General features: G+C 53.6%; 1 rRNA gene. It reads right to left on the reverse strand.

Annotation, left to right across the window (positions count from 1 at the left end):
• Nucleotides 1-11: 11 nt before the first annotated feature.
• Nucleotides 12-1,564, reverse strand: a 16S ribosomal RNA gene (locus tag ACVA54_RS19595).
• Nucleotides 1,565-1,566: the final 2 nt, after the last annotated feature.

A 1,566-nucleotide genomic window follows, 5' to 3' on the forward strand; every position in this document is an offset into this window, starting at 1 on the left:
TAATCATCGTATAAGGAGGTGATCCAGCGCCAGGTTCCCCTAGCGCTACCTTGTTACGACTTCACCCCAGTCATGAACCACAAAGTGGTAAGCGTCCTCCCGAAGGTTAAACTACCTACTTCTTTTGCAGCCCACTCCCATGGTGTGACGGGCGGTGTGTACAAGGCCCGGGAACGTATTCACCGTGGCATTCTGATCCACGATTACTAGCGATTCCGACTTCATGGAGTCGAGTTGCAGACTCCAATCCGGACTACGACGCACTTTTTGGGATTCGCTCACTCTCGCAAGTTGGCTGCCCTCTGTATGCGCCATTGTAGCACGTGTGTAGCCCTACTCGTAAGGGCCATGATGACTTGACGTCGTCCCCACCTTCCTCCGGTTTATCACCGGCAGTCTCCCTGGAGTTCCCGACATTACTCGCTGGCAAACAAGGATAAGGGTTGCGCTCGTTGCGGGACTTAACCCAACATTTCACAACACGAGCTGACGACAGCCATGCAGCACCTGTCTCAGAGTTCCCGAAGGCACCAATCCATCTCTGGAAAGTTCTCTGGATGTCAAGAGTAGGTAAGGTTCTTCGCGTTGCATCGAATTAAACCACATGCTCCACCGCTTGTGCGGGCCCCCGTCAATTCATTTGAGTTTTAATCTTGCGACCGTACTCCCCAGGCGGTCTACTTAACGCGTTAGCTCCGAAAGCCACGGCTCAAGGCCACAACCTCCAAGTAGACATCGTTTACGGCGTGGACTACCAGGGTATCTAATCCTGTTTGCTCCCCACGCTTTCGCATCTGAGTGTCAGTATCTGTCCAGGGGGCCGCCTTCGCCACCGGTATTCCTTCAGATCTCTACGCATTTCACCGCTACACCTGAAATTCTACCCCCCTCTACAGTACTCTAGTCTGCCAGTTTCAAATGCAATTCCGAGGTTGAGCCCCGGGCTTTCACATCTGACTTAACAAACCACCTGCATGCGCTTTACGCCCAGTAATTCCGATTAACGCTCGCACCCTCCGTATTACCGCGGCTGCTGGCACGGAGTTAGCCGGTGCTTCTTCTGTAGGTAACGTCAAATCCATACGCTATTAACGCATGAACCTTCCTCCCTACTGAAAGTGCTTTACAACCCGAAGGCCTTCTTCACACACGCGGCATGGCTGCATCAGGCTTGCGCCCATTGTGCAATATTCCCCACTGCTGCCTCCCGTAGGAGTCTGGACCGTGTCTCAGTTCCAGTGTGGCTGATCATCCTCTCAGACCAGCTAGGGATCGTCGCCTTGGTGAGCCCTTACCTCACCAACTAGCTAATCCCACCTAGGCATATCCTGACGCGAGAGGCCCGAAGGTCCCCCTCTTTGGCCCGTAGGCATCATGCGGTATTAGCCATCGTTTCCAATGGTTATCCCCCACATCAGGGCAATTTCCTAGGCATTACTCACCCGTCCGCCGCTCGCCGCCCAACAAATCCCCCGAAGGTTCAATGTTGTCGCTGCCGCTCGACTTGCATGTGTTAGGCCTGCCGCCAGCGTTCAATCTGAGCCATGATCAAACTCTTCAATTTAA

The organism is Vibrio sp. PNB23_22_6, assembly GCF_052877535.1.